Source organism: Pseudomonas sp. GQ91 (genome assembly GCF_059758795.1).
In genome coordinates this window covers 97,724-120,879 of sequence record NZ_JCAXED010000018.1, presented here as the reverse complement: position 1 = coordinate 120,879, position 23,156 = coordinate 97,724, and the positions used below count along the sequence as shown (strand labels likewise).

Annotated in this window: 26 protein-coding genes and 1 pseudogene; 14 read left to right on the top strand and 13 right to left on the bottom strand. The window is 61.4% G+C overall.

What is annotated here, in order from left to right:
- Positions 1–8: 8 nt before the first annotated feature.
- From nirJ to AC6CIA_RS23520, 3 genes are all read left to right on the top strand, one after another.
- Positions 9–1,187: a heme d1 biosynthesis radical SAM protein NirJ gene (gene nirJ, locus AC6CIA_RS23530; protein WP_498315537.1), complete on the top strand. Its 1,179-nt coding sequence runs from the start codon at positions 9–11 to the stop codon at positions 1,185–1,187.
- Positions 1,188–1,255: 68 nt separating this feature from the next.
- Positions 1,256–2,089 carry a uroporphyrinogen-III C-methyltransferase gene (gene cobA, locus AC6CIA_RS23525; RefSeq protein WP_498315536.1) on the top strand — a complete coding sequence of 278 codons (834 nt, stop codon included), beginning with the start codon at positions 1,256–1,258 and terminating at the stop codon, positions 2,087–2,089.
- On the top strand, positions 2,086–3,546 hold the full coding sequence (locus AC6CIA_RS23520) for a cytochrome D1 domain-containing protein (RefSeq protein WP_498315535.1): 1,461 nt from the start codon (positions 2,086–2,088) through the stop codon (positions 3,544–3,546). The genes cobA and AC6CIA_RS23520 overlap by 4 nt, the downstream gene beginning before the upstream one ends.
- 148 nt (positions 3,547–3,694) lie before the next feature.
- On the opposite strand, the gene hemN is transcribed toward AC6CIA_RS23520, so the two are convergent.
- The 3 genes from hemN to AC6CIA_RS23505 form a co-directional block, all read right to left on the bottom strand.
- Positions 3,695–5,080: an oxygen-independent coproporphyrinogen III oxidase gene (hemN, locus tag AC6CIA_RS23515; protein ID WP_498315534.1), complete on the bottom strand. Its 1,386-nt coding sequence runs from the start codon at positions 5,078–5,080 to the stop codon at positions 3,695–3,697.
- Positions 5,067–6,392 (bottom strand): oxygen-independent coproporphyrinogen III oxidase, encoded by a 1,326-nt coding sequence (locus tag AC6CIA_RS23510; RefSeq protein ID WP_498315533.1) that lies wholly within the window; start codon positions 6,390–6,392, stop codon positions 5,067–5,069. Before AC6CIA_RS23510 ends, hemN begins: the two co-directional genes overlap by 14 nt.
- A 110-nt stretch (positions 6,393–6,502) precedes the next feature.
- Positions 6,503–6,946: a hypothetical protein gene (locus AC6CIA_RS23505; protein ID WP_498315532.1), complete on the bottom strand. Its 444-nt coding sequence runs from the start codon at positions 6,944–6,946 to the stop codon at positions 6,503–6,505.
- A 323-nt stretch (positions 6,947–7,269) separates the two neighbouring features.
- Here AC6CIA_RS23505 and AC6CIA_RS23500 point away from each other — a divergent pair, with 323 nt between their 5' ends.
- Both AC6CIA_RS23500 and AC6CIA_RS23495 read left to right on the top strand, forming a co-directional pair.
- On the top strand, positions 7,270–7,875 hold the full coding sequence (locus AC6CIA_RS23500; RefSeq protein ID WP_498315531.1) for an SCO family protein: 606 nt from the start codon (positions 7,270–7,272) through the stop codon (positions 7,873–7,875).
- Positions 7,875–8,342: a copper chaperone PCu(A)C gene (locus tag AC6CIA_RS23495; RefSeq protein WP_498315530.1), complete on the top strand. Its 468-nt coding sequence runs from the start codon at positions 7,875–7,877 to the stop codon at positions 8,340–8,342. Before AC6CIA_RS23500 ends, AC6CIA_RS23495 begins: the two co-directional genes overlap by 1 nt.
- Positions 8,343–8,423: 81 nt before the next feature.
- On the opposite strand, the gene AC6CIA_RS23490 is transcribed toward AC6CIA_RS23495, so the two are convergent.
- Positions 8,424–8,753, bottom strand: coding sequence for a DHCW motif cupin fold protein (locus AC6CIA_RS23490; protein WP_498315551.1), 330 nt, complete (start codon positions 8,751–8,753; stop codon positions 8,424–8,426).
- A gap of 140 nt (positions 8,754–8,893) precedes the next feature.
- Here AC6CIA_RS23490 and AC6CIA_RS23485 point away from each other — a divergent pair, with 140 nt between their 5' ends.
- Complete coding sequence (locus AC6CIA_RS23485; RefSeq protein WP_498315529.1) at positions 8,894–9,388, top strand: HIT family protein; 495 nt, start codon at positions 8,894–8,896, stop codon at positions 9,386–9,388.
- On the opposite strand, the gene AC6CIA_RS23480 is transcribed toward AC6CIA_RS23485, so the two are convergent.
- The gene (locus AC6CIA_RS23480; protein ID WP_498315528.1) at positions 9,369–9,839 is read right to left on the bottom strand and encodes a GNAT family N-acetyltransferase; all 471 of its coding nucleotides are present in this window, start codon (positions 9,837–9,839) and stop codon (positions 9,369–9,371) included. The genes AC6CIA_RS23485 and AC6CIA_RS23480 overlap by 20 nt on opposite strands.
- Before the next feature lie 192 nt (positions 9,840–10,031).
- On the opposite strand from AC6CIA_RS23480, the gene AC6CIA_RS23475 reads away from it, so the two are divergent.
- Positions 10,032–10,367 (top strand): hypothetical protein, encoded by a 336-nt coding sequence (locus AC6CIA_RS23475; RefSeq protein WP_498315527.1) that lies wholly within the window; start codon positions 10,032–10,034, stop codon positions 10,365–10,367.
- Here the strand turns inward: AC6CIA_RS23475 and AC6CIA_RS23470 are convergent.
- Positions 10,357–11,985 carry an ATP-binding response regulator gene (locus tag AC6CIA_RS23470; RefSeq protein ID WP_498315526.1) on the bottom strand — a complete coding sequence of 543 codons (1,629 nt, stop codon included), beginning with the start codon at positions 11,983–11,985 and terminating at the stop codon, positions 10,357–10,359. The genes AC6CIA_RS23475 and AC6CIA_RS23470 overlap by 11 nt on opposite strands.
- Before the next feature lie 113 nt (positions 11,986–12,098).
- Between AC6CIA_RS23470 and AC6CIA_RS23465 the strand changes: the two genes are divergently transcribed.
- The 3 genes from AC6CIA_RS23465 (at position 12,099) to AC6CIA_RS23455 (ending at position 13,787) form a co-directional block, all read left to right on the top strand.
- Entirely contained in the window at positions 12,099–12,701 is a 603-nt protein-coding gene (locus AC6CIA_RS23465) for a LuxR C-terminal-related transcriptional regulator (RefSeq protein ID WP_498315525.1), read from the top strand.
- A gap of 68 nt (positions 12,702–12,769) precedes the next feature.
- Positions 12,770–13,207: a GNAT family N-acetyltransferase gene (locus tag AC6CIA_RS23460; protein ID WP_498315524.1), complete on the top strand. Its 438-nt coding sequence runs from the start codon at positions 12,770–12,772 to the stop codon at positions 13,205–13,207.
- Positions 13,208–13,295: 88 nt separating this feature from the next.
- On the top strand, positions 13,296–13,787 hold the full coding sequence (locus AC6CIA_RS23455; protein ID WP_339532693.1) for a GNAT family N-acetyltransferase: 492 nt from the start codon (positions 13,296–13,298) through the stop codon (positions 13,785–13,787).
- 10 nt (positions 13,788–13,797) lie between these two features.
- On the opposite strand, the gene AC6CIA_RS23450 is transcribed toward AC6CIA_RS23455, so the two are convergent.
- From AC6CIA_RS23450 to AC6CIA_RS23435, 4 genes are all read right to left on the bottom strand, one after another.
- Positions 13,798–14,202 (bottom strand): DUF488 domain-containing protein, encoded by a 405-nt coding sequence (locus AC6CIA_RS23450; protein ID WP_498315523.1) that lies wholly within the window; start codon positions 14,200–14,202, stop codon positions 13,798–13,800.
- A gap of 41 nt (positions 14,203–14,243) precedes the next feature.
- Positions 14,244–15,461 (bottom strand): TPM domain-containing protein, encoded by a 1,218-nt coding sequence (locus AC6CIA_RS23445; RefSeq protein ID WP_498315522.1) that lies wholly within the window; start codon positions 15,459–15,461, stop codon positions 14,244–14,246.
- 208 nt (positions 15,462–15,669) lie between these two features.
- Entirely contained in the window at positions 15,670–16,041 is a 372-nt protein-coding gene (locus tag AC6CIA_RS23440) for a type 1 fimbrial protein (protein ID WP_498315521.1), read from the bottom strand.
- 159 nt (positions 16,042–16,200) lie between these two features.
- The gene (locus tag AC6CIA_RS23435) at positions 16,201–17,772 is read right to left on the bottom strand and encodes a L,D-transpeptidase family protein (RefSeq protein ID WP_498315520.1); all 1,572 of its coding nucleotides are present in this window, start codon (positions 17,770–17,772) and stop codon (positions 16,201–16,203) included.
- A 38-nt stretch (positions 17,773–17,810) separates the two neighbouring features.
- Here AC6CIA_RS23435 and AC6CIA_RS23430 point away from each other — a divergent pair, with 38 nt between their 5' ends.
- The 3 genes from AC6CIA_RS23430 to AC6CIA_RS23420 all read left to right on the top strand — a co-directional run bounded on the left by AC6CIA_RS23430 (position 17,811) and on the right by AC6CIA_RS23420 (position 19,678).
- Positions 17,811–18,509 carry a murein L,D-transpeptidase catalytic domain family protein gene (locus tag AC6CIA_RS23430; RefSeq protein ID WP_498315519.1) on the top strand — a complete coding sequence of 233 codons (699 nt, stop codon included), beginning with the start codon at positions 17,811–17,813 and terminating at the stop codon, positions 18,507–18,509.
- Positions 18,510–18,553: 44 nt separating this feature from the next.
- The gene (locus AC6CIA_RS23425; protein ID WP_498315518.1) at positions 18,554–19,303 is read left to right on the top strand and encodes a creatininase family protein; all 750 of its coding nucleotides are present in this window, start codon (positions 18,554–18,556) and stop codon (positions 19,301–19,303) included.
- A 135-nt stretch (positions 19,304–19,438) separates the two neighbouring features.
- Positions 19,439–19,678 (top strand): hypothetical protein, encoded by a 240-nt coding sequence (locus AC6CIA_RS23420; protein WP_339532700.1) that lies wholly within the window; start codon positions 19,439–19,441, stop codon positions 19,676–19,678.
- Between the two features lie 3 nt (positions 19,679–19,681).
- Here AC6CIA_RS23420 and yfcF read toward each other — a convergent pair whose 3' ends face one another.
- From yfcF to AC6CIA_RS23405, 3 genes and pseudogenes are all read right to left on the bottom strand, one after another.
- On the bottom strand, positions 19,682–20,314 hold the full coding sequence (yfcF, locus tag AC6CIA_RS23415) for a glutathione transferase (RefSeq protein ID WP_498315517.1): 633 nt from the start codon (positions 20,312–20,314) through the stop codon (positions 19,682–19,684).
- A gap of 103 nt (positions 20,315–20,417) precedes the next feature.
- Entirely contained in the window at positions 20,418–21,005 is a 588-nt protein-coding gene (locus AC6CIA_RS23410; protein WP_498315550.1) for a DUF924 family protein, read from the bottom strand.
- Positions 21,003–21,764 (bottom strand): annotated as a pseudogene (locus AC6CIA_RS23405) (pyrroline-5-carboxylate reductase family protein); the annotation flags it as partial. The pseudogene AC6CIA_RS23405 and the gene AC6CIA_RS23410, both read right to left, overlap by 3 nt.
- 222 nt (positions 21,765–21,986) lie before the next feature.
- Between AC6CIA_RS23405 and AC6CIA_RS23400 the strand changes: the two are divergent.
- Entirely contained in the window at positions 21,987–23,150 is a 1,164-nt protein-coding gene (locus AC6CIA_RS23400; RefSeq protein WP_498315516.1) for an acetyltransferase domain-containing protein, read from the top strand.
- Positions 23,151–23,156: the final 6 nt, after the last annotated feature.

The window sequence follows — 23,156 nt, the reverse complement described above, 5'->3', positions numbered from 1 at the left end:
AGGACCCTATGCTTCGGATCAGTCATTACCTGCGTATCCTGGCCGGTCACTGCCCGCCGCCACGCAGTGCAGCCCCGGGCGGCGACCGCGCTCCCGTGGTGATCTGGAACCTGCTGCGCCGCTGCAACCTGACCTGCAAGCACTGCTACGCCACCAGCGCCGACAGCGTGTTTCGCGATGAGCTGGACACCGCAGCGGCGCTGAGGGTAATCGATGATTTGCACGAAGCCGGGGTCAAGGTGTTGATCCTGTCCGGCGGCGAACCGCTGCTGCGGGCTGATCTGTTCGAGCTGAGCGCCTATGCCCGCAGCCAAGGCTTTTTCGTTGCGCTGTCGAGCAACGGCACCTTGATCGACGAAAGCAATATCCAGCAGATTGCCGACGCGTGTTTCGACTACGTCGGCATCAGCATCGATGGCTTGCAACCGACCCACGATGCGTTCCGCCAGTCCCAAGGCAGCTTCCAGCGCTCGATGCATGCCATCAGCCTGTGCCGCCAGGCGGGTATTCGCGTCGGCCTGCGCACCACATTGACCCAGGAGAATCATGCCCAACTCCCGCAACTGCTGGGTTTGATGCGGGAATACGATGTACAGAAATTCTACCTGTCACACCTCAACTACAGTGGGCGCGGCAAACGCAGCCGGCAGTTGGACGCCCACCGGCAGATGAGCCGCGATGCCCTGGAGCGGATTTTCGAGCAGGCCTGGAAGGACATTCAGCACGGTGTCAGCAGTGACTTTGTCAGCGGCAACAACGACGCCGACGCGGTGCTGTTGTTGCAATGGGTCCAGCGCCACTTGCCGCAGCACTACCCGTACCTTGAACACTTGCTGCGCGCCTGGGGCGGCAACGCCTCGGGCAGTGGCATTGCCAATATCGACAACACCGGCGAAGTGCATCCAGACACCTACTGGTGGCAGCACTCGGTGGGCAATGTGCGCCGCACCGCGTTCCGCAGCCTCTGGCTGGAACAGCCAGACCCCTTGCTGCTGCGCCTGCGAGAGCATCCGCGCGTGGTCGGTGGGCGCTGCGCCACGTGTCGCTGGCTGGGCATCTGCAATGGCAACACGCGCACCCGGGCCTGGGCCGACGGCGACCTCTGGGGCGAGGACCCCGGCTGCCACCTCAGCGACGCAGAAATCGCCCGCACCCCGCCCACGCTTATTCCTTGCTCGGCACGCTGAACCACCCGGCCAACGACCTGGCGGTACAGCCGGGAGCGGCCCACCTGATGATGAACCAAGGAAGTCTCATGCCCTCATCCCTCGCGTTACCGACCGCGCTGTACTGCCCTTTCCACCCCGGCGAAGTCGCCCTGGTAGGTGCCGGCCCCGGCGATCCACGCCTGTTGACGCTGCGTGCCTGGAGCCTGTTGATGCAAGCCGACGCCGTGGTGTTCGATCGGTTGATCAGTGCCGAGCTGCTGAGCCTGATCCCCCTGACCTGCGCGCGGCATTACGTGGGCAAGACCAGCGGCTACCACAGCCTGCCCCAGGACCAGCTCAACCAACTGCTGGCCGAACTCGCTGAAAATGACCAGCGGGTGGTGCGCCTCAAGGGCGGCGATCCGTTCATCTTTGGCCGGGGTGCCGAAGAACTGGAATACCTGCTGCAGCGCGGCATTTCCTGCCAGGTGGTGCCCGGCATCACGGCAGCGGCCGGGTGCAGTGCCTACGCGGGCATCCCACTGACCCATCGTGACCTGGTCAACTCGTGCCGGTTCGTCACCGGGCATTTGCAGCGCGACGGTGAGCTGAAGCTACCGTGGGGCAGTCTCGCCGATACCAGCCAGACCCTGGTGTTTTACATGGGACTGGCGAACCTGGCGGTGATCTCTGAACAGTTGATTGCGGCCGGCCTGCCCGCCGAGACGCCGGCAGCGCTGATCTGTAACGGCGCCCGCGCCGATCAACAGGTGCATCGCGGCAGTTTGCGCCTGCTGCCCGCCATGGCATTGGCCTGTGAACCCGGCGTGCCGACCCTGACGGTGATCGGCCAGGTGGTCGACCTGTTTGCCGACGCCGCCCTGCACTACCCCGCCAGCCTCGCGCCCGGCCACAGCGCGCCAGCCAGGGTGGCGGTATGAAGCGCCTGTTGCTGATACCGCTGCTGTGGGCCAGTGCCGCGCACGGCGCGCCGGATGCCGCCGCGGATTATCGGCAGCATTGCGAAAGCTGCCACGGCCTCAACCGTGTAGGCGCCACCGGCCCGGCGCTGCTGCCGCAGAGCCTGGGGCGGATCAAGCCTGCGCAGATTCGCCAGGTGATCGAACAAGGTCGCCCGGCCAGCCAGATGGGCGCATTCGCTGCGCAGCTGACGGCTGGACAAATCGACGGCCTGGTGAGCTTCCTGCAACAGCCACCCGCGCAACCCGCGACCTGGAACGCTGAAGACATTCGCAACAGCCACCGCCAACTGGCCGATCCCAGTCAATTGCCCAAGACCCCGCAGCATCACGCCGACCCGCTGAACCTGTTTGTAGTGGTGGAATCCGGTGACCATCACATCGACATTCTCGACGGTGATCGCTTTACCGTGCTCGACCGCTTCGCCTCGCACTTTGCCGTGCATGGCGGGCCAAAATTTTCCCCGGATGGGCGCTTCGTCTACTTCGCTTCCCGTGATGGCTGGATCAGCCTCTACGACCTGCACAACCTCAAACTGATCGCCGAGATCCGCGTCGCACTCAATACCCGCAACCTGGCGGTGAGCAAAGACGGGCGTTGGGTGCTGGTGGGTAATTATCTGCCGGGCAACCTCACCGTGCTCGATGCCCGCGACCTGTCGCTGGTGAAGGTGCTGGCGACCGGGTCGCGGGTCAGCGCGGTGTATACCGCACCGCCCCGGAACAGTTTTATCGTGGCGCTCAAGGATGTGAATGAGGTCTGGGAGCTGTCCTACGCAGACCCCACGCCAGGTTTCGACCCCCGGCGCATCGAAGCCCGGGATGTGCTGGATGATTTCTCGTTCTCACCCGACTATCGGCAATTGCTGGCGACTTCGCGCAAGGCGGGCGGAGGTCAGGTGATCGACCTGGATTCTGGCCAGGTGGTCACCGATATTCCGTTGGCGGGCATGCCGCACTTGGGGTCGGGCACTTATTGGCAACGCAACGGGCAATGGGTGTTCGCCACGCCGAATATCAGCAAGGGGCAGATTTCAGTGCTGGACCTCAAGACCTGGAAGCTGCTCAAGCAGATCCCGACCCTGGGTCCGGGGTTCTTCATGCGCAGCCATATCAACTCGCGCTATGTGTGGAGTGATGTGTTCTTCGGGCCGGATAACGACGCCATTCACTTGATCGACAAGCAGACCCTGGAAATTGCGCACACCTTGCGGCCCATGCCGGGCAAGACCGCGGCGCATGTTGAGTTCACTCGGGATGGGCGCTATCTGGTGTTGAGTATCTGGGATACGGACGGGGCGCTGATTGTGTATGACAGCCAGACGTTGCAGGAGGTCAAGCGGATCCCGATGAACAAGCCCTCGGGCAAGTACAACGTGGGGAACAAGATTGAGTTTGTGGAGGGGACTTCGCATTGAGACCCAGCCCGTGGGCCGCCTCCTTGGGCATGGCTATCTACACAACTAATCGAGTGTAAACATTGCAATAAATGTGGGAGCGGCGGTGCGACGATTCGACTTGCTCGCTCCCACATTCGGATCGAGGTGCATCAGGCCGATAGCGGACTCAAACCGTGCGAGAAAACTGCCCCTTTTGCTCCCCGCCAAGATACGCATCAAACGCCATCGCCACACTGCGCACCATCAACTGCCCTTGCGGCAACAGCTGCACCGCGTCCTCCTGAATACGCACAAGCCCATCCGCCACCTGCTCATCCAGTCGCGACAAGGCCTGGGCAAAGTACTCGGTAAAACGAATGGCATGCCCCGCTTCCACCCTGGCGAAGTCGATTCGCCCATGGCACATCAGGCCATTGATCACCTCGCGGCGCAGCACATCATCGGCATTCAGTCGGTAGCCACGTTGCACCGGCAACCCACCCGCATCCAGACGAGCGTAATACTGGGACAGTTCCTTGACGCTCTGGCTATAACTGTCACCCACCTTGCCGATGGCCGAAACGCCCAAACCAATCAGGTCGCAATCAGCGTGGGTTGAATAACCCTGGAAGTTACGCTGCAAGGTGCCGTTGGCACGGGCAAGCGCCAGTTCATCGTCGGGCAAAGCAAAGTGGTCCATGCCGATATACACGTAGCCGGCCTCGGTCAGGCGGCGAATGGTCAGCTCCAGCAGTTCCAGCTTGCGCTCCGGTGGCGGCATATCTTCGGGGCGGATCATCCGTTGCGCGCGGATTTGCATCGGCAAATGTGCATAGCTGTAGGCCGCGACGCGGTCCGGGCGCAGGGCAATCAGTTTGCTCAGGGTCACGTCGAAACTGGCCACGGTCTGCAGCGGCAAGCCATAGATCAAGTCGACACTGATCGACTTGAAACAGGCTTCGCGCGCAGCGCACACCAGTTGCAGGATCTGCGCCTCGCTTTGCACGCGATTGACCGCCGCCTGCACCTCGGGGTCGAAGTCCTGCACCCCGAAGCTCAGGCGATTGAAGCCCAGCTCGCGCAGGTTCCTGATGCGCTCGACACTGATGGTGCGCGGGTCGACCTCGATGGAAAATTCATGCCGCTCGCTGCGGTCCAGACTGAACCCCTCATCCAGGCACGCCATCAACTCGGCCAATTGCGTGTCGTCCAGATACGTCGGCGTGCCCCCGCCCAGATGCAATTGGGTCAGGGGGCGCGAGCGGTCGAACAAGGCCGCTTGCATCTGGATCTCACGTTTGAGATAGCTCAAGTACTCCACCGCGCGATGGGTCTTGCGCGTGATGATTTTGTGACAGCCACAGTAGTAGCACAGGCTTTGGCAGAACGGCACATGGATGTACACCGACAGCGCCTTGGGCTGCGCCGCGTGGTTGCTGGCGGCGACCGCTTGCTGGTAGTCATCCAGCGCAAAGGCTGAATGAAACTGCGGCGCGGTCGGGTACGAGGTGTAGCGCGGCCCCGGGCGATCGTATTTCTGCACCAGGGCCCGGTTGAACTCAAACGCATTCATGGTCGATGGTCTCGTCATTGGAGCAAGGAGGGACAGCGCTGCCGGCCCGGTCAAACAGCGCGCAAAGCGCTTCCACCTGATGGCGCCCCGCAGGCAGCACACAGAGGAAACGCTCGGACAAGTCGATCAGGCCGTCCTGGTGCAGGTGCTCCAGCAACGGCCAGATTGCCGAGAAGTAGCGGGGAAAGTCCAGCCCGTACCGGCGCTCCAGCGCCTGGATGTCCAGCTCCAGATCACAGGCCAAACGCTCCATGACGTGCTGGCGAATCTGCTCACCGGACTCGCAACGCCAGCCGCGGGCGGTGGGCAGCAGGCCGTTGTCCAGTGGCTGACAGTAGAGCGCCAAGTCATCAGCGTTTTGCGTGTACAGGGCGTCGATCTGGCTGATGGCTCCCAGGCCAAAACCTACGTGATCACAATAGCCATGCCGCGTAAACCCCTCGCAGTTGCGACTCAGCCGCCCACGCTCCTGGGCCAGCGCCAAGTCATCGTCAGGGCGCACGAACTGGCCCAGGCCAATGTAGTGATAGCCCGCGCGCTCAAGGCGTTCGAATGCCATATGGCGCATCGCACTTTTGTCCACATCCCTGGACAACGCACGGGGCGCCTGCTGCTGATAGCGCCGTGGCGCCTGGGCGTAATCGAACACCCGTATGCGGTCAGGTTCCAGGGCGATCAGGCTGTCCAGCTTCGACCCGAAACTGTCGCACGTCTGCCACGCATGCCCGTAGCCCAGGTCGACATTCACCGAGCGAAAGCCGAACGTGCGCGCCGCATCGATCAGCGACTGGATGGGCGCCGGATCTTGATAACCGGCCACCGAGGGCGCGACGTCGGCACTGGCATCAGGCACGCCGATGCTGATGTGGTTGAAGCCCAACTCTCGCAGGCGACCCATGGTGGCCCACCCCGTGTGCAGCGGATCCAGATCGATGCTGTAGTCGCCCTGATCGTGCTCGAGAAAATGCAGGCGACTGTGCAGGTAGTTCATCACCCGCTGAAGATCGGCCATGGCCGGGATCGCCCCGCCCCAGTGGAATTGATCCACCGACTGACGGTTACCCAGATGACGCTCGACCAGGCGTATCTCCTGTTCCAGGCCGTGCAGGTAGTCACGCGCAGAAACGCCCGCCGGCCATTGCAGGTTCAGCGCCAGGGGTCTTTGCCGTTGTCGGCTGTCGCGCAAAGCACGTAGCAGGTCCAGGGCGCCGACACCGCGGTGAAACTTGCCGATATCCACTTGGCCCTGATCCAGCACGCCTTGGTCACGACGCTGGCGCCACTCGCGGGCGGGATGAATGAGAGTGAGCATGGCAGTCTCCGGGGCTGGCTACGGTGGGTCATTGTCCGGTGCGACCGGACAGCGCACCTTGATATGCATCAAGGCCGAAGGACACCAGGCTTGAAAAAAGCCGGCGGCGACTACCAGGTGAGGTAGAACATGCCCTTGGCCAGCAACACAATGGCGACCATATGGCAAAACAGGCTGAGGTGGACGAAACGCAGGTACGCCGCACTGGCTCGACGACGGCGTATCAAGAGCATTGTCAGGAGGAAGTGCATCAGCACGCTGCCGGCCAGGATCAACTTGAGCGTCAGCAAGGCGCCGAACGCGGAACTGGAAGGCGCTGCCAACGCCGGCAAATAACGTAGCCAGAGCATGCCGATACCCGCGCCGAACAGTACCAGCAGCACCCACGGCATCAAGGCCCTCGCGCGCCGGCCAATGCCCTGCTCCACCAGCAGCATGACCCGCGCCGGCAATTGCTGGTGCAGGCTGGCGAGGATCAGCACTTCGAAGAACACCGTGCCGATGAAGATCAGCGCGGCAAACAGATGGGCCAGCAGGAACAGGAGATAGAGCATTCAAGCCTCACGGAAACGGACCCTGGTACCGTGACTGTGCCTGACAGAGGTGGGGGTTGCCTTGATGCCAATCAATTGAACTTGCCCAGGCAAGTTCAAGACGGTATCTACGGATGTCTGTGGCCTGGACGTGCGACAGCTTGCCACAGACGCAATCACCGCCCCGGCTGGTATGGTATCGACCGCCCCTGTGGCAGGACGTCGCAGATTTTCAAGAGTGTTCGAGGTGATCAGCATGCCTGCCCTTCTCGCTCGCCTCTTTTCAAGGCCTGACTTACCTGTTTTATGCGCAACCGTCAGGCGTTTCACGGGACGCACACGCCATGAGTACGTTATTCACCCGCCGCACAGTTCTCACCGGTATGGGCCTGCTGGGCCTGGGTCTGCTGAGCGGCTGTGACACCGGTCCCAAACTGAACTTCAGGTACGGCAAGGATCTCAGCGACAAGATCATGGGCCGTACCTTCAAGCTCAAGAACACCGCAGGCGAAACCGTGACCCTGAGTTCGTTCCGGGGTTTGATGCCGGTGGTGTTCTTCGGCTTCACTCAATGCCCGGCCGTCTGCCCCACCACGTTGGGGCGTATGGCCCAGGCCAAGAAATTGATGGGTCGCGACGGCGAAATCATGCAGGTGATCTTCATCACGCTGGACCCGGAGCGCGACACGCCCGAAGTGCTCGACGCCTATGTCAAGGCCTTCGACCCCAGCTTCGAAGCACTCTACGGCACACCGGAAGAAATCGCCGTGGCCGCCAAGGAATTCGGGATCTTTTATGAAAAGATCCCCGCCGGCGACACCTACACCCTGTCTCACACATCCACCAGTTTTGTCTTCGACACCCGTGGCAATTTGCGCCTGGGTCTGTCCGCATCCCTTAACGCCAAAGAGTGCGCAGAAGACCTGCTCACCGTCATGGAGGTCTGCTAATGACTGCTGTTCAACACCTCAAGCGCCTTGCCCTCGGTCTTTCCCTGCTGGGTCTCGCCGCCCACGCCAGCGCCCAGGTCCAAGTCAGCGAGGCCTGGGTGCGCGCCACAGTGCCCGGCCAGCAATCGAGCGGTGCCTTCATGAACCTGACCGCCGACAGCGACAGCAAGCTGCTCAGCGTCAAGTCACCGGTGGCCAAGGATGTACAGATTCATGAAATGAGCATGAAGGACGACGTGATGCGCATGGGACCGGTCGACGCCGTGGCGCTGCCGGCCGGCAAGACAGTCAAGCTCGACCCTGAGGGTTACCACGTGATGCTGATGAGCCTGACCGGCCAGATCAAGGAAGGCGACCAGGTGCCACTGACCTTGACCGTGGAAAATGCCAAGGGTGAAAAACAGGACATCGCGGTACAGGCGCCGGTTCGCAGCTTGAACAGCGCCGACGGCCACCACATGCACTGATTTGAGGTCGCTAAGGATCGACTGTAGGCACTGTCGGGCCCCGGCGAGGCAGTGCCTGCAACAATCGGCTTCGTCAGGTGCTCAGTCCACAATAAACAACTTCGCCCCCGTGCTGGTAAACGACCGGTGCCCTTCCATGTCATTGCCCACCTGATAACTCATGCCCGCTGTCAGCGTGAACTGGCGTCCGTCTTCAAGCTCGGTGTGCAGCTCGCCCTCCAGGCACAACAATATGTGCCCGCGCCAACACCAGTGATCGGCCAAGTAGCCTGCGGTGTATTCCACCACGCGTACGCGGGTCGTGCCGAAGTGGCAGGTTCGCCACAGGGCGCTCCCCGTCTCGCCGGGATGCACCTGCGGTTCAATAGCCGACCAATCGGTGGTGCCAAACGGGGTTGCCAATAGATCCATGAGTACCTCGGCGATATCAGCGTAGCGCTGGACGTTAGCCATAAGCCAAGGCATTCGATAGACACAGATTGCATGCTTTTGTGGGATACAGAGAGACTCTCTTGATAGTCTGCGACTTTACTCCGTCTGGACAGGTGCCCGTGAAGATCGACCCATCATTTATCCTCCACGAGACCGAGCACTGGCGGCTTAACCATCACATGCGTTCCTCGCTGCCGGGGTACTTGATGCTGGGCGTAAAAGAGCCTGTCCCTTCGCTGGCGGATCTGCCCGAACCCGCCCTGGCAGAACTGGGCGGCCTGCTGGCCAACACCCAGCGAATCGTCGAGGCGCGACTGCAGCCGAAGTGGCTGTATATCAGCCGCTTCGGGCACATGCCGGACTTCCCGCTGCACTTTCACTTCATCCCGGTGTATGACTGGGTAGAGGCGCTGTTCTGGCAGGATGAACGCTATCGCCTGTTGGAAACCTTCGCCGCGCCCACTGCCGGGCAAACGCTGACGGATGGGGCCGAGTTGACGCTGTTCATCTGGCGTGAGTTTGGGGAAAGCCCTACGCCGCCAGCTCCTCAAGGACCATCGGTACAGGTGGTGATCGAGCGCTTGCGCGAGGCGTTCAAGCCGACAGGCGCTTGATCATTGGAATACACGCCAACTGCAGCCCCGACGGCGAATGGTAGATCGCCTGCTCGCTGCCCACATAACCCTGAGCGCGATAGAAGTCTGCGGCGTTCATTGTCGAGTCCAGCACCACCTCGCGGATGCCCAGCGCCAGGGCCAGGCGTTCAAGGTGCGCGAGGAGCTTTTTGCCGAAGCCGCGACCGGTGAACCCTGGCAGCACAAACAGTGCACCGATTTCCCGCTGATCCGGGTCCAGCATGCCCGTGGCAACCGGTTCGCCGTTGACGCATCCCAGGTAAAACGGCTTATCCAGCAACGTGCCATAGCCGTCCTCGGCCGAGCCTCGAGTCCAGGTCATCATCTGCTCGACGGTGTAGGCGCCGATACACTGGCTGCGAATCGCCTGCAGGCGAATGTCGAATGCGGCCGGGCCGTCGTCGGGGGTAGCTCGTCTGATTTCCAGCATTGTCATCTCCATGAATAAACCGCGTCGCCAATGACCTCAAGGTGCCATTAGCCCATTTGTGCTAATCGACCCTTGCTCAGGCCGGCGCTATATTTCCCGGCAATCCCAATGCTTTCCCCACACACGGCGAACCCGCTGTGAAGGGGATCGTTGCGCGTCGAAAAACCATAACAACCCCAAGGAAGAAGCACCATGAAACTGCACGCCCCTTTTACTCGTCTCGCCTTGCTCGGTGCCTTAGTGATCGGCGTCGCCGGTTGCAGCAACATCAAGCCCAGCGAGGACCACCTCAAGACGCTCTCGGAAACCAACCTGGGCGAGCCGGTCAAGCGCATCTCCAATGTGCGCAGCGACTCTATGCAGACCTATTACGTCGCCAGTACCGCCTCCGGCGACTACAACTGCCAGGTGCCAAGCGGCGCCAGCGGCGGAATAATGGCAGTGGGGAGTTTTGGCCTGATGAAACCCAGCGCCCTTTGCCAGGCCAAGGGTGCCAAGGGCGGCCAGTTGGCGCCGTTCATGCAATAGGCATTCGTGCAGTGGCCGGGCGCTGACTGAGGTCACGCAGGGCGGCCCGCAACTCAGTCGGGCGCACCGGTTTGGAGAGGATCGCAATCTGACGGTCGTGCAACGCCGCCTGGATCTTTTCCACGTCGTGCCCGGTGAGAATCAGCGCCGGTACCGCCTCGCCGCGCATCTGGCGCAGGTGATCAATACACTCGATACCGGTGGCGTGGTTGCCCAGGTCATAGTCGGCAACGATGATGTCGCAATCGCTGACCAGGTCGCGCCCACTCGACTCGGCTTGCACCTCGCACCCCCACCGTTCGAGCAACGCCTGGGTCGCCAGCAGCACGTTATGGTCATCTTCCACCAGGCACACTTTCAACCCGGTCAGCAGTCCGGCCTGGCGCGTCTCGTCGAGCTGGACCGTTTGCCGGGGTGCCATCGCCAGCGTCAAGCCCTGCAGACTGACCGACGTGCCCCGGCCAAGCCGTGAGCGCAACACCGCCTGTATGCCCATCAACTGTCCCAGGCGCTTGACGATGGACAGGCCCAAGCCGACGCCTTCGACATCCTTGTCGCGCAATTGACGCACCCGATAAAACTCTTCGAAAACCTTGGACAGATGCTCCTCTGCAATCCCCCGGCCCTGATCATGAATCTCCAGCACCACACCCTCGCCACGCTTGCGCACGCCGATCAGCACCGGACGTTGCGCGCCGTATTTGAAGCAATTGGAGAGCACGTTCTGCACCATCGTCGACAGCAGTGCCGGGTCCACCTGAACCCAGTGGGGACATGTTCGCAGCCGCAGTTCCACGCCGGCCCAGCGTGCGGCCTCGGCATTCTGGCGCACCAGTTCGGCCAGCAGTTGCCCCAGATGCACCACCTGGTACTTGGGCAACAGCCGACCATTATCCAGGGTGTAAAGGTCGAGAATGGAACGAAACAACTGCGACACGTTGAGCAGCGAGCGGTCGATATTGTCCACCAGCCGCCGCTCCTCATCCCCCAGCCGCGCCTCGCGCAAACAAGCGGTGAACAGGCCAATGGAGTGGATCGGCTGGCGCAAATCATGGCTGGCCTGGGCCAGAAACCGCGATTTTTCCAGGTTCGCGGCGATGGCTTCTTCCGATGCCTTGCGCGTTCGCTCCAGCAGCAAATGGGCGTAGACCGGAATCACCGTGCTGGTGATCATCAACATCAGCACCATGAACGGTTGCGCCTGCCACAGGGGGGTCAGCCGATAAACAATGAGCAATGCCAGCAACGCCAGCGCCGTGGCAATCGCCAGGTAGCGCGAGCCGTAGCGCATGCCGTTGCCCAGATTGACCCAGACCATCACCGCATACAGCGGCAATGCCGCTTCGCCGCCCACGACCAGGCCGAACGAAGTGCCGGTATAGTCATGGATCATCCCGAAAATCCGCCGCGCCGGATAATGGCCGGGCCAGCGAACGATGGCTTGGCGCAGTACAACCGAAGCCAGCAGGAACACGGCGATATAGAAGATGATCGGCAGGTAGCGCTCCGGCGACTGCCCCGGCAAAAAGCCGAGTACCCCGATGTACACAATGGCGCAGGCGGCCACCAGAATACGCAGGTTGGCCTGGTCGAGTTCGGCGTCTTTCTCGAACTTCATGGGTAACATCCTTGTGCGGTAATCGTCATATCCATCACACCCTGCAAGCAGCCGGCGAACGGGATGTTAAAGTAGCACGCAACAGGATCACCTTGCCCAGGGAGGCGCACACCATGACATGCCGGATCATCATAGCCGACGACCATCCGATGTTTCGCGAAGGCATGCTGCGCACCGTGCAACGCCTGTTGCCCGAGGCGACGGTGGAACAGGCCGGCGACCTGGAAACGGTACTCGAGCTGCTCAAGACCGGTCCCGAAATCGACACCCTGATCCTCGACCTGCGCTTCCCGGGCCTGACCGGCATGCACCAGTTGGCCGAGCTGCGCCAGCAACTGCGTCGCACCACGCTGATTATCGTGTCGATGGTCGACGATCCGGGACTGATCGAGCAGGTCATGCAAATCGGCGTCGACGGCTTCATCGGCAAGAACATCGCCCCCGACGACATCGGCCAAGCCTTGCTCGCCATCCGCCAGGGCGAAGTGCTGGTCAAGTTCGAGCCGTCCGGGCTGTTGCCGCTGGACACCAACGGCCTGACGGCCCGCCAGCGGGAAGTGCTGCGGCTGATCGCCCAGGGCAAGACCAACAAGGAAATCGCCAAGGCGCTGGATATCTCGCCGTTCACCGTCAGGATCCACGTGTCGTCGCTGTTACGCAGCTTGAACGTACCTTCACGGGCCGCCGCGGCGGTGAAGTATTCGGGTGAAGTCTAGGCCCACTGCGTTCCCCTACGAGACGCTGGATGTGTGGGTATACACAGAGACATGCATGGAAGGACCTCATGAAAAAAACCGTAAGAATCGCCAACCAGACTGATATCGCCGCAGTATTTGATATTCGCACCAGCGTGAAAGAAAACCACTTGTCCCGCGCGCAGTTGACTGAAATGGGGATTACTGCCGACGCCATACAACAGGCAATGCTGGAAGCGCCCTGTGTGTGGATCGCAGAGGTCGATGGCATCGCGGCAGGCTTTTCCATGGCGAACCGCGAGGACGGGTGCGTATTTGCAGCATTTGTCCGGCCTGAATACGAAGGGTATGGACTGGGGCGCAGCTTGATGGAAAAAGCCGAGGGTTTTCTGTTCCAGTATCATCCAAAGATATGGCTGGAGACTGCAGAAGCAAGCCGTGCCAGCGGTTTCTATCAAAAGCTTGGCTGGCTGTTGGTGCAGCGTTTACCGCAAGGGGATATCCGCATGGAAAAGCGTCCGATCTAGCCAATCGGCGTCGCCCGTGGGTTTTCGCTCATGGGCTGGCACCGCTATCATGCGGACCTTCGTACAACCACCCTGCCCTGGACGTTCTATGCCCGCCCTCACCTTCCGCAACGCCAACCCGCAAGACGCCGCCCGCTGCCATGAGATCGAAATATCCGCCTATGAGGGCGATGAAGCCGCGACCCTGGAGAAGATCGCCACGCGTATCGCGTTGTACCCGCAAGGTTTCCTGATTCTGGAGGCGGATGGCGAAGTGGTGGGCTTTATCAACGCTGGCTGCGCCGATGAAGTGGTGATGTCGGATGAAGCCTTCAAGGAGTTGGTGGGGCATTCCGCGGATGCGCCGAATGTGGTGATCATGTCAGTGGTGGTCGACCCGGCGTATCAGGGCAAGGGCTATTCGACGCGGTTGATGGAGACGTTTGTGCAGCGCATGCGCGAGATGCACAAGAAGACCATTTACCTGATGTGCAAAGAGCAGCACATAGAGCTGTATAAACGCATGGGCTACCTGTACGCACGGCCGTCGGCGTCGGATCATGGCGGAATGGCGTGGCATGAGATGTTGATGGATATCTAGCTTGCCGCCGCTACTGTTGGGGAACGTCAGACCAGTAGCAGACCGGTGAACTCGCATCGCCCCGGCGGTCCAGCTCTTCTTCCAGCCACTCGGCAAGCACCCGCGCATTGTTCGCCTGGGTGTCGTGAGCCGAGTAGACCAGCGTGAGCGTACCGGTCTGGGCAATATCCAGCAGCTTCCACCAGGCCGCGGGCCGTGCGCCCAGTTCCTGGCGATACGCCAAGGCAAATTGCGCGAAGCTCAAGGTGCCGGACTTGAAGGCCTTGCGCAGTGCGGTGGTCGGGGCGACGTCAGGCAGCCACTCGTCCAGCAGCAACGCATCCTTGCGGCAATTGCGCGGCCACAGGCGGTCGACCAGAATGCGTTTGCCGTCATCCGGCCCCGGCGGGGTGTAAGCGCGTTTGCATTGGATCATGACCACAGACTCATGCGTTCAAAAACCCGTTCAGCATACCCCTACCAACTCCCCGACGCACCGCCGCCGCCACTGGAACCGCCACCGCCGGAGAATCCGCCACCGGAGCTGGAACTGGAGCTTGAGCTGGAACTGCCACCGGAGCTGGAGCTTGCACCCCCCGCGCCCTGGCCAAAGATAAACAGCGCAGCGAAGGAGCTGATCGGCACGGCAAACAGCCAACCCTCCATCCCCATCTCCAGTAAATGACCCGCCGCCCCGTACACCCCCAGCACCGCCGCCAACTGAAAGAAAAACCCCATGCGACTCTTTGTCCAGGCGGCTTTCATTATCGCGAACAGAATCAGGTACAGGCCGAGCACCGCCAACCCCGCCAGCGGCAACGCCAGCCAGTTGATAAAGGACACCTCGAACAGATAACGATCGACCAGGCCCAGCCCGACGCTATAGCCGATCACCGCCAATACGAAGTAAAAAGCACCTTTCGCCTGCCACAACGCACCGAAAATCGCGCTGCCAATCAGCATGAAAAATGGCATGGCCACCAAATATATCGGCCAGCTCCGTCCGGTGACGGCAGCGAGTACCGTCAGCAGCACCGTCAAGCCCCCAATGGCGATCAGCGCGCGGCGCCAATGCAGCTTGCCCGAGGCCAGCAGCACGCCGCCAACCGAGCCGGCGAGCAGTGCCAGCAAGACCACGTAGATCTGGATCGTCTCCGTGGTTTCGCTCACTGCCGGTAAATCACCACCCTCTACGAGCAGGATCAGGTCATCCACCGCCAACTGCACACCGCTGGCGTAGTCGCCCTGGCGGAAGGCCGGCGTCATGTGTTCTTCAATGATGCGGTGGGTCAGCAGATCGGTGACCACGCCCTCCAGGCCGTAGCCGACTTCGATCCGCACATGCCGGTCGTCCTTGACCACCAGCAACAGGATGCCGTCGTCGATACCTTTGCGCCCCAGTTTCCAGGCACGAAACAATTGATTGGTGAAGTCTTCAAGCGAGGCATCGCCGATGGTCGGCAGCAGCATCAGCGCAATCTGCGCGCCCTTGCGCTGCTCCAACTCGGCAAGCTGGAGGGTCAAGCGGGCCTTGGTGGCCGTGTCGAGCGTGTTCGTCAGGTCGATCACCCGCTGGTCCAACGGGACAGGCACCCGCTCCGGGGGCAGCGTTTGAGCCTGGGCCAGGGCAGCAAACAGGCTGGCAAGAACCATGACCCACAGGCTCAAACTGGATTGCCGCAACAACGTCCGCATGTTTGTTACCTGAGTTTCATCCTGAATCCGCCGACTTTACCCTATCCGCGCTGTAGCACGTGAGCCTCTCTACACTGGGCCCCACATCGTATTGCACCACGCCCGCCAGAAAGCGCACATGCCGCGTTATTTCGAGCATTTGCGCACTTGGTGGACGTCGGTCTGTTTGACCTCAGTGCTCGTTTGAGGTGGGCCTTGCGGCCCGCGCTCAAGGGTAGGTCAACGTCACCAGGTAAGCCCCGGACTGCAGCGGCTTGCCAGCAGCATCGCTCAACAGGTAATGGCGCTCGAAGTAACGGTCCTGGCCAGCCGTGTCGAGCAACAGCTTCAAGTTCACCGGGGAACCATCCGGCGCGCTGACCTCGCGCGTGGGTTCGACGCTGTTGGCGCTGATGGTGGCAGTACGTGCGAAACCCGGACACTCACTGAACGCCACAGTCGCCCCCGCCCCGCTGGTGGTCTGGCATGCCGGCTCGACGATACTGCCGTGAAACTGGATAACACCCGTGGCGGCCAGGCAACTACCGCTGACGATGGCGAAACACAGACTGATGCCGGCTGCTAGACGTGGACTGCTCATGGTTGACGCTCCTGGGTATGTATTAACCCTGTCGGCACGTCCAGGCAGTTTCTTGAGTCTTTAGGAATTGTCTGATGGCTATTTCTTGAAAATGCCAACCTTGTCGCATCCGGATGCGCCGGGCCTCTGCGCTGCGTTTACACAGCGGTCCGGGACACTCTACAACACCGCCCCCAACGCCTTTAGCAACGCCGGATCTCGTCCGTAAATGTCCGGCGCGTACAACAAGGCGCCCTGGCTATCCACTTGCACCGTCCAATACCCCAGCAATACCGGCACCGGGTTGGCCAACCTGAATTCGTGAGTGACGCCGGTGGCCAACAATTGCTCGGTTCGAGCCTTCTCCGCGGGACTCACCAGCAGGTCGCGCAGCACCATCGGCTGCTCTACCCGCACGCAACCTGAACTGAATGCCCTGGGTCCCCTGCTGAACAAGGGTTGGCTCGGGGTATCGTGCAAGTACACCGAGAACGGATTGGGAAAACGCAAGACGATCCTGCCCAGCGGATTACGCGGACCGGCGTCCTGGCGCAGCAGAATATTGCCGGGGTGCGACCAGTCGACTTGCTCAGGGGACAATGGGCGCCCTTCACTGTCGAGCACGTTCAGATTGTGTTGGCGCAAGTACTCCGGGTTCAGGCGAATGGCCGGGAGCTTGTCCTCGCGCATGATGGTCGGCGGAATCGTCCAGGTGGGATTCAGGGTCAACCGGGTGATTCGCGACTTGAGCAATGGCGTTTGCCGATCGGCACGCCCGACTTGCAGACGCGTCTGCCAGACTGCGACGCCCCCCTGATAAACGCTCAACTGGGCGGCAGCGACGTTGACCAACAGGCCGTTGGGCTCCAAGTCCCGGGACAGCCAACGAAAGCGCTCCAGGTTGACCCGCAGTTGTTCGCGACGCATCGTCGGGCTGACATTGAGCTGCGTCACAGTGTCCGGGCCAATCACACCATCGGCTTGCAAGGAGTGGCTTGCCTGGAAGGCCTTTACCGCCTCCACCAGCTCATCCTCATATTTATCGGCAGCGCCTTGGGGCAGGCTCGTCAAGTAGCCACCGTTGAACAGCCGCCGGGCCAACTCCGGTACCCGAGGATCTGCCCGGCCCGGGCGCAACAACGGCCCACTGGCGACCACGCCCCATTCAGGCAAGGGTTGCCGGCGCTGGGCGGCATACGCATCGCGCAAGCTGCGATACAGCGCGGCACTCGGCCGCGCCTGATCAAACCCCGCCGCCATGTCCACCAGCCCGGCGCTCGCCAGTGCCAGCACCTGGGCGACAGGGTCCTGCTCCGGAGGCCGGGAATGCCAGAGCGGCTCGAACTGCGCTTGCTGCAAGCGGCCGTAATGCAGATCGTGCAGGGCTTGAAGATACGTCTGGCTGGTCGCGAAGTCGGTACAGAGCACATTGTCGGTGGTGACCGCGTCAGGCAGGCGATAATGCGCCGGGGCCAGGCCGTCGTCGGCCAACAGCTGCAACTGTTCCTCCAATGCCGGGCGACGCTGGCCTTGCGACCACACGCCCAGATTGCCCTGCTGCTGATAAAAAGCCTGTAACCGCAACTCGGCTGGCACGTCCAACCGCGCCGCTAAACCCGGGCAAACACTCGACAATTGCGCAAGAGCCAGCTGTACTGGGTTTGGCGGCTCAATCAGGCCCTCGTCGGCTGTGGCGACCAATGGTGCTACGAGCAAGCAAAGGCTCAAGTAACATGCGTGTTTTTTGAACAACGGCTTAGCTCCAATTCACGGCGGAGATGCTTGATAAAATGCTGACTCTTTACTGCCGACCCGGTCTGATCGCCGCTGTCCTGGCTGCGTTCTGCCCGGGTGCCTTCGCAGAAAATGCCCAACCTCACACCTTGTATAACAGCCTGGCGCGCTCGGCTCCAGAACTCAATCCCAGCGTGCTGAAACGCGCCCTGAGTGCGATGCAATGTGCCGTCAATAATGGACAGGAACGTTCCGAACGCCTGGCTGTGATCGATTATTCGCAACCTTCGACCGCCCGTCGGCTGTGGATTTTCGATTTGCGCCAGAAGAAGCTGGTATTGCGCGACCTGGTGGCCCACGGTCAGAACTCCGGGGAAAACTTCGCCACCCAGTTCTCCAACCGTGAAGGCAGTTACCAATCCAGCCTGGGCTTGTTCCGCACTCAGGAAAGCTACAACGGCGCCCATGGCTACTCGCTGCGCATGGACGGCCTGGAGCCGGGGTTCAATGATCTTGCCCGGGATCGCGCCATCGTGATTCACGCTGCCGACTACGTGAACCCGTTGTGGAGCAAGCGCCAGGGCCGCATCGGCCGCAGCCAGGGTTGCCCCGCCGTACGGCCGCAAGTGGCGCGCCAGGTGGTGGACAAGCTCAAGGATGGCCAATTCATGTTTTCCTGGTACCCCGACCAGCGCTGGCTGAAGTCCTCGGCCTACCTCAACTGCAAGCCAAGTCAGATCGCCAGCGCCGGTTGAGGTAGTATCGGGCGAGCCAAGCCTGATCAGAGAGAGAACTTCCCATGCTTTTGCACCAATCCACCTGGATCGAGATTGGACAATTTCTCGAACGCAGCCGCACCGTGGTGATTCCCATCGGTTCCAACGAACAACACGGCCCCACCGGCCTGTTGGGAACCGATTGGATGTGCCCGGAGATCATTGCCCACCAGGCGCAAAAAAATGCCGACATCCTGATTGGCCCGACCTTCAATATCGGCATGGCCCAGCATCATTTAGGTTTTCCCGGCACTATCTCCCTGCGCCCTTCCACCTTTATCGCCGCCATTGGCGACTGGACACGTTCGCTGGCGGCCCACGGCTTCGAGAAAATCCTCTTTCTCAACGGTCATGGCGGCAATATCGCGACCATTGAAGCGGCATTTTCCGAGCTCTACGCCGAGGCCAGCTTTGCCCGGCGGCCGGCCGGATTCGCGTTGAAACTGTGCAACTGGTGGGACCTGGAAGGCGTCGGCGAACTGGCGCGCGCGCAGTTTCCGACAGGGCATGGCACCCACGCCACGCCTTCAGAAATCGCTATCACCCAGTGGGCCTATCCCGATTCGATCAAGACCGCGGATTACTCGCCACAGATCGCGCCCTCCGGCCCGATCCGCGAGGCCCGGGACTTCCGCGCCCGCCATCCGGACGGTCGCATGGGCTCTGACCCGGCGCTGGCGACACCCCAAAAAGGCGCAGAGCTGGTGGCGTTGGCGGCCAACGGGTTGGTGAAGGCGGTAGACGCATTCAGTCGCGAAGCCCTGCCGAGCTGAGGTTTTCCCACAGGATCGGCTTCGTCGACGAGGTCTTTGGAGGAGAAAACGAACTTGCACGCCTTGAAAGTGACTATTTATTGAGGCGCTCGTGTCACGCCGCCTGAGACCCACAAGACTTATAAGGATCAATCCATGAAGCCCCACCAGAAAACCTTCGATCGCATCCGCGAAGCCGTGTTACCGGAGTTCCGCGATCGGGTGGCCGACTATCTGGTCGAGTATGAAACAGTCTTGCAAAACCCCACGGCCGATGCAGAGCGGATAGCGGCTACCGCGCAGCAATTGCGCGGCTACTTGCGCGGCTTGAATACGACCCGGGTGCTGGGCATGGCGGATTGGGAGGACCTGGATCGCCGGGTCGCACAGCTGTAGGGATTACAAGTCAGGCCGTGGCTGGTTGAGCCACGCCTGAACCGATGGCCGCTGCCACACGCGTTGTGCATATTCCACCAAGGGCGTGGGCACCGGATCGCCGTTGAGGATCAGCCGGTTGAGCATCACCGCCAGGTCCACGTCGGCGATTGACCACTGGCCGCACAGGTAGTCGTGCCCTCCAGCCAACAGCAACTGCGCGGCGTCCAACAGCTTGTCGGCCGCCAACTGAGCGGCAGGCGACAACGGCGCGTACTGAACCCCGTAAAACACCACCAAAGTGGAGCGTTCCTGGCGAATCGGCAGCAGATCGCTGCGCAACCACGCCTGGACCTGTCGCGCCCGCGCACGTTGTTGGGCGGCTTGCGGATACACCGGCACCTGCGGGAACACCTCATCCAGGTACTCGGTGATTGCCGAGGATTCGGACAAGGCAAAGTCGCCGTGCTCCAACGTTGGCACCCGCTGGGTCAGAGAAAGCCCGGCGTAGTTTTTCGACTGATTCTCCAGCGCGTTCAGGTCCAGCATGCGGACTTCGAACGGCAGGCCTTTTTCCCGCAGCGTCACAAACACAGACATCGCGTAGGGGCTGGTGAACTGGGTATCGACATACAAGCGCAGCGGATGGTTGCTCACGGCACGATCTCCTTGGGTGAGCAACCACGCTACGAGATGCCGCGCAGTAAATACAATGGCGGTTTTTTATGGGGGCATTCCCGGCGGGAATACCCCAGGCCGCCTAGCCGGAAAAGCCTCCGCCGTTCAAGAACGCCTGCTCTTCCTTGGTTGTCAGCCGTGCCAGTACGCTGTTGCGATGGGGAAACCGGCCGAAGCGCTCAATGATATCGGCGTGTTCCCTGGCCCATTTATAGGTATTGGCATCCAGCTGTCTGTTCAGCGCCAGCGATCGTTGCTGATCCTCGAGGTGTTCTGAATGTTCAAACGGCAAATAGCAAAACGCGCGCAGTGCCGGGTCAATCAACTGATCCAGGCCTGCGTCCACCATGCGGCTCGCATAGGCCCGGGCCAGCGGATCGGTGGCGAACATATGGGCGGTGCCGCGAAATGCATTGCGTGGGTACTGATCAAGCAGGATCAGCAACGCCAGCGCGCCTTCCGGCTCCTCCAGCCAGTGTTCCAGTTCGCCCCGGGCGGCCTGAAAGTGAGTGTCCTGGAAAGTCTCGCGAAACCTTGTGTCGAACGCCTCATTCTTCTTGAACCAGCGTGATGGCCCGGCGGCTTTCCAGAAGGCCACGACCGACTGCGGTGTCTCGCCAGTCGCCGGTGTTTCACGCGCCTCAGACAGGTCGGATTGCGCCACCGCCATGGCACGACTCAAGCCGGCCATGACCGCCCTTTCCAGTCCACCCTCCTGCATCCCGGCAATCCCCGCAGCGCTGACGCCCCGATAACCCTTCAAGGTCTCCAGCCACTCGGCGAACCCACGCTGGTCATCGATCATTTGACTGGCCTGCAGCACGCCATTGACCGCACGCCGTGCCACAGTTTCGGGCAACCCTTGCGCAACCGCGTCGCTGTACAGCGCCTGGGCCATTAGCGCCGGATAGGACGGCCCGGTGCCGGACAAGCCGGTGAGGTAGTCGAGGTGCTGTTCGCTGGCGACTTCATCCGCCTCGCCGCAGGTTTCGAACAGCTGTTGCACCATCGCTTTGGCCGCTTCATCGACAGTCGGACTGGCCAGCCATGGCGTGTAGGAGCGCCGGATCTCCAGGGCCGCATTAGGCATGGCGCGCACTAGCCGGCGAGCGCCCGTCAGGGCCTGAATGTCCTCAAGCGAAACGCCAGCCACCAGGGAAATCAGCAAACCGTCGCCCATCTTGATACGCACCTCACGCACATCCTCGGGGCGAACCGAGAGAATCACCACATCGCTCTGATCCACCAACCGTTGGTTGTCAGTGGTGATATTGACATCGCCCGGCACGCCCCCGGGTTCACCAGGCCGACCCGAACGACGGGAGAGTGTCAGTGAGCCGGCGCGTACAAAACCACTGTCCACCAGCGCAGTCGCGATGGAGCAGCCGAGCCAGCCGGTGCCGCCGATGATGCCGATTGAGCCCTGCATGGGAATCTCCACTGTTACTGAAATCGATGCTCCCTACCCTAGCATCTGCGAACTTGAGCAGCGTAATGCGCCTCGAAAAACCGCTACAACGCATACGCATGCCGCGGCTGCAACCCACCTGTAGAGGGGGCACGCGGGTCTAAAGCACTACCCGGCAGCATTGCTCGACAGGATGTTATAAGATAACCACCCTTACCCACCTCAACCCGGCGATTTCCTTCCATGAGTGATGCTGTTCCCGCTGGCCGCTTGCGCCAACGCCTGTTGTCCATCGATGCCCTGAGAGGCCTGGTGATCCTGTTCATGTTGCTGGACCACGTGCGCGAGACCTTTCTGTTGCACCGCCAGGTCGGTGACCCGATGAACATCGACACCACCGAACCTGCGCTGTTTGTCAGCCGCACCCTCGCCCATTTGTGCGCACCGGTATTCGTGTTGCTGACCGGTCTGTCGGCGTACCTGTATGGCGAGAAATACCAGGGAAGAGCCGATGTTTCAGCGTTCCTGTTCAAGCGTGGAGTGTTCCTGGTGGTGCTGGAGTTCACCTTGGTGAACTTTGCCTGGACCTTTCAGTTGCCGCCCAGCGTTATCTATATGCAAGTGATCTGGGCGATCGGCGTGAGCATGATCGCCCTCGCCGTGCTGGTCTGGCTGCCCCGTCCGCTGCTGATCGGCCTGGCGCTGACGATCATTGCCGGCCATAACCTGCTCGATGGCCTGCACTTCGCCGCCGGTTCGGCGATGCATATTCCGTGGGCGATTCTGCACGACCGCGGCTGGATCGATGTCACTGACAGCCTGCGCTTGCGCACCTCATATCCGCTACTGCCGTGGATCGGTGTGATTGCGCTGGGTTACGGCATCGGCCCGTGGTTTGCCGGGGCCATGCCGGCGTCGCTGCGCCAGCGCTACTTGCTGCTGGCGGGTGCGAGCGCGCTGCTGGGTTTCTTCCTGCTGCGGGTCATGAACGGCTACGGCGAAGCGCCTTGGCAGGCCTACGACAGCGGCGTGCAGACCTTGATGAGTTTTTTCAACGTCACCAAGTACCCGCCTTCGCTGCTGTTCCTGGCGCTGACGCTGGGTGTGGGGCTGTTACTGTTGCTGGCCCTCGAACGCCTCGGGCAGTCGCGCTGGATCAGCACACTGGCAGTGTTTGGCGCCGCGCCGATGTTCTTCTATTTACTGCACCTGTATGTGCTGAAGGTGCTGTATGTACTCGCGGTGGCGCTGTTGGGCCTGAATCAGGGCACTCACTTCGGCTTCGACAGCGTCGGCGCGGTGTGGCTGGTGGCGCTGTTGTTGCCGTTGGCGCTGTACCTGCCGGTGCGCTGGTTCGCCGGGCTTAAAGCCCGTCGACGGGATATTGCGTGGCTTAAATACCTCTGATCCAGG

What these genes read in the sequence shown, in the direction of transcription:
- nirJ (WP_498315537.1), top strand. Translation starts at nt 9, where the DNA reads ATGCTTCGGATCAGTCATTACCTGCGTATCCTGGCCGGTCACTGCCCG.
- cobA (WP_498315536.1), top strand. Translation starts at nt 1,256, where the DNA reads ATGCCCTCATCCCTCGCGTTACCGACCGCGCTGTACTGCCCTTTCCAC.
- AC6CIA_RS23520 (WP_498315535.1), top strand. Translation starts at nt 2,086, where the DNA reads ATGAAGCGCCTGTTGCTGATACCGCTGCTGTGGGCCAGTGCCGCGCAC.
- hemN (WP_498315534.1), bottom strand. Translation starts at nt 5,080, where the DNA reads ATGAATGCGTTTGAGTTCAACCGGGCCCTGGTGCAGAAATACGATCGC.
- AC6CIA_RS23510 (WP_498315533.1), bottom strand. Translation starts at nt 6,392, where the DNA reads ATGCTCACTCTCATTCATCCCGCCCGCGAGTGGCGCCAGCGTCGTGAC.
- AC6CIA_RS23505 (WP_498315532.1), bottom strand. Translation starts at nt 6,946, where the DNA reads ATGCTCTATCTCCTGTTCCTGCTGGCCCATCTGTTTGCCGCGCTGATC.
- AC6CIA_RS23500 (WP_498315531.1), top strand. Translation starts at nt 7,270, where the DNA reads ATGAGTACGTTATTCACCCGCCGCACAGTTCTCACCGGTATGGGCCTG.
- AC6CIA_RS23495 (WP_498315530.1), top strand. Translation starts at nt 7,875, where the DNA reads ATGACTGCTGTTCAACACCTCAAGCGCCTTGCCCTCGGTCTTTCCCTG.
- AC6CIA_RS23490 (WP_498315551.1), bottom strand. Translation starts at nt 8,753, where the DNA reads ATGGATCTATTGGCAACCCCGTTTGGCACCACCGATTGGTCGGCTATT.
- AC6CIA_RS23480 (WP_498315528.1), bottom strand. Translation starts at nt 9,839, where the DNA reads ATGCTGGAAATCAGACGAGCTACCCCCGACGACGGCCCGGCCGCATTC.
- AC6CIA_RS23475 (WP_498315527.1), top strand. Translation starts at nt 10,032, where the DNA reads ATGAAACTGCACGCCCCTTTTACTCGTCTCGCCTTGCTCGGTGCCTTA.
- AC6CIA_RS23470 (WP_498315526.1), bottom strand. Translation starts at nt 11,985, where the DNA reads ATGAAGTTCGAGAAAGACGCCGAACTCGACCAGGCCAACCTGCGTATT.
- AC6CIA_RS23465 (WP_498315525.1), top strand. Translation starts at nt 12,099, where the DNA reads ATGACATGCCGGATCATCATAGCCGACGACCATCCGATGTTTCGCGAA.
- AC6CIA_RS23460 (WP_498315524.1), top strand. Translation starts at nt 12,770, where the DNA reads ATGAAAAAAACCGTAAGAATCGCCAACCAGACTGATATCGCCGCAGTA.
- AC6CIA_RS23455 (WP_339532693.1), top strand. Translation starts at nt 13,296, where the DNA reads ATGCCCGCCCTCACCTTCCGCAACGCCAACCCGCAAGACGCCGCCCGC.
- AC6CIA_RS23450 (WP_498315523.1), bottom strand. Translation starts at nt 14,202, where the DNA reads ATGATCCAATGCAAACGCGCTTACACCCCGCCGGGGCCGGATGACGGC.
- AC6CIA_RS23445 (WP_498315522.1), bottom strand. Translation starts at nt 15,461, where the DNA reads ATGCGGACGTTGTTGCGGCAATCCAGTTTGAGCCTGTGGGTCATGGTT.
- AC6CIA_RS23440 (WP_498315521.1), bottom strand. Translation starts at nt 16,041, where the DNA reads ATGAGCAGTCCACGTCTAGCAGCCGGCATCAGTCTGTGTTTCGCCATC.
- AC6CIA_RS23430 (WP_498315519.1), top strand. Translation starts at nt 17,811, where the DNA reads ATGCTGACTCTTTACTGCCGACCCGGTCTGATCGCCGCTGTCCTGGCT.
- AC6CIA_RS23425 (WP_498315518.1), top strand. Translation starts at nt 18,554, where the DNA reads ATGCTTTTGCACCAATCCACCTGGATCGAGATTGGACAATTTCTCGAA.
- AC6CIA_RS23420 (WP_339532700.1), top strand. Translation starts at nt 19,439, where the DNA reads ATGAAGCCCCACCAGAAAACCTTCGATCGCATCCGCGAAGCCGTGTTA.
- AC6CIA_RS23410 (WP_498315550.1), bottom strand. Translation starts at nt 21,005, where the DNA reads ATGGCGGTGGCGCAATCCGACCTGTCTGAGGCGCGTGAAACACCGGCG.
- AC6CIA_RS23400 (WP_498315516.1), top strand. Translation starts at nt 21,987, where the DNA reads ATGAGTGATGCTGTTCCCGCTGGCCGCTTGCGCCAACGCCTGTTGTCC.